Annotated in this window: 1 protein-coding gene and 1 pseudogene; both read left to right on the top strand. The window is 34.6% G+C overall.

Annotated elements, in window-relative coordinates; all coding sequences use genetic code 11:
* Window positions 1-108 precede the first annotated feature (108 nt).
* Entirely contained in the window at window positions 109-1,080 is a 972-nt protein-coding gene (locus VK90_RS27420; protein WP_231595974.1) for an NAD(P)H-dependent glycerol-3-phosphate dehydrogenase, read from the top strand.
* 152 nt (window positions 1,081-1,232) lie between these two features.
* Window positions 1,233-1,929: pseudogene (locus tag VK90_RS30050) on the top strand (RNA-guided endonuclease TnpB family protein); the annotation flags it as partial.

The raw sequence follows: 1,929 nt of genomic DNA, 5'->3' as shown, positions 1-1,929 counted from the left end.
TAGTTGCACAAGATGAAGGATATTTGTTAATGTTTATCCAATATTGAACAATATAAGTAAAACCATTCATGTAAAGGAAAACATAGTAAAAAATTTATAAAGACAAAGGTGAGATTATTGAATATTTCAGTTCTTGGTTGTGGACGTTGGGGTACTTTTATAGCTTGGTATGCTAACAAAGTTGGTCATAATGTAGTGTTGTGGGGGAGAGAAACCTCAAGAAATTACATTGAATTAAATGAAACAAGAAAGAATGATTATCTTAAGCTCTCAGAAGATATCGAGCTAAGTAATTCTCTACATAAAGCAATTTCATTTGCGGAGATTATTATTATATCGATTAGTGCACAGGAATTACGTTCATTTGCTAATCAATTAAACTTAATTAATGAAATACAAGGAAAAACCTTCGTCTTATGTATGAAAGGACTTGAAGCAACAAGTGGAAAGAGGCTTTCTCGAGTATTTGGTGAAATCGTTGGAAAAAATACCAATATAGCTGTTTGGGTAGGACCTGGGCATGTACAGGATTTTGTGAATGACATTCCGAATTGTATGGTGATTGGATCTGAGAATATTGGTATCACTAAGAAGATTGTACAAGAGTTTAATAGTGATTTAATAAGGTTTTACTACGGACAAGATTTGATTGGCAATGAAATAGGAGCTGCTACAAAAAATGTTATGGGAATCGCCGCAGGAATGTTGGATGGATTGAATTACAGCAGTTTGAAAGGTTCACTAATGGCTAGAGGGACCAGGGAACTTTCACGTTTGGTTACAGCTATGGGAGGAAATAATCTAACGATATATGGATTGAGTCATTTAGGAGATTATGAGGCAACATTGTTCTCATTACATAGTCATAATCGAAAATTCGGAGAAGCGTTTGTCTTAGGTCAAAAGTTTGAAAAATTGGCAGAAGGAGTTTCAACAGTAAAAGCATTGAAAGAACTATCTAAACAATATGATGTTGAACTTCCAATTAGTAACGCTTTATATGAGATTTTGTTTGAAAGTAAAGATGCAAAAGATACATTAGAAGAACTTTTTTTAAGACCTGTTAAATTTGAATTCTAAGATGTTTTTTATCGTTTTCTGACGGAATACTCCTTCCTCAAGGGTGTGAAGGGCGCTAGCCCAACGGGAGGTGGGAGATGAATGTCAGTTATGCGTAAGCCTACGTTTTTTTGTATACTGTAGATATCCTATAACAAAGTGAGGTGCAACCTATGTTAGTAAATAAAGCATATAAATTTCGTATCTACCCAAATAAGAAACAAGAAATAGTAATTGCTAAAACGATTGGTTGCAGTCGCTTTGTATTTAACCATTTTCTTGCTCTATAGAATAACACCTATAAAGAAACAGGAAAAGGATTAACCTATCCTTCTTGCTCTGCCGAGCTCACTCAATTAAAAAAGAAGCAAGGTACAATCTGGTTAAAGGAAGTAGATAGTATTGCTCTTCAATCCACATTAAAAAAACTCACAGATGCTTTTTCACGTTTTTTCAAGAAACAAAATGATATTCCACGTTTCAAGTCTAAAAAGAATAAGATTCAATCCTACACAACTAAGCAAACGAACGGAAACATTTCAATTGTAGGCAACAAAATGAAATTGCCGAAACTTGGCCTTGTTCGCTTTGCCAAAAGTCGTGAAGTAGAAGGTCGTATTCTAAATGCAACGATTCGCCGTAACCCAAGTGGTAAATACTTTGTATCTATCCTCGTCGAAACAGAGGTACAAGAAATGCCTAAAACGGAATCCACTTGTGGAATTGACGTTGGATTAAAAGATTTTGCCATTCTTTCTGATGGTACAACATACAAGAACCATAAATTCTTTCGTACATTAGAAGAGAAGTTAGCAAGAGCACAGTGTATCCTTTCTAGAAGAAAGAAAAGTTCTTCGAACTGGAATAAAC

Source organism: Bacillus sp. LK2, from assembly GCF_001043575.1.
GTDB classification, from domain to species: Bacteria; Bacillota; Bacilli; order Bacillales; family Bacillaceae_G; genus Bacillus_A; species Bacillus_A paramycoides.
This window is presented reverse-complemented; position numbering and strand designations above follow the sequence as displayed.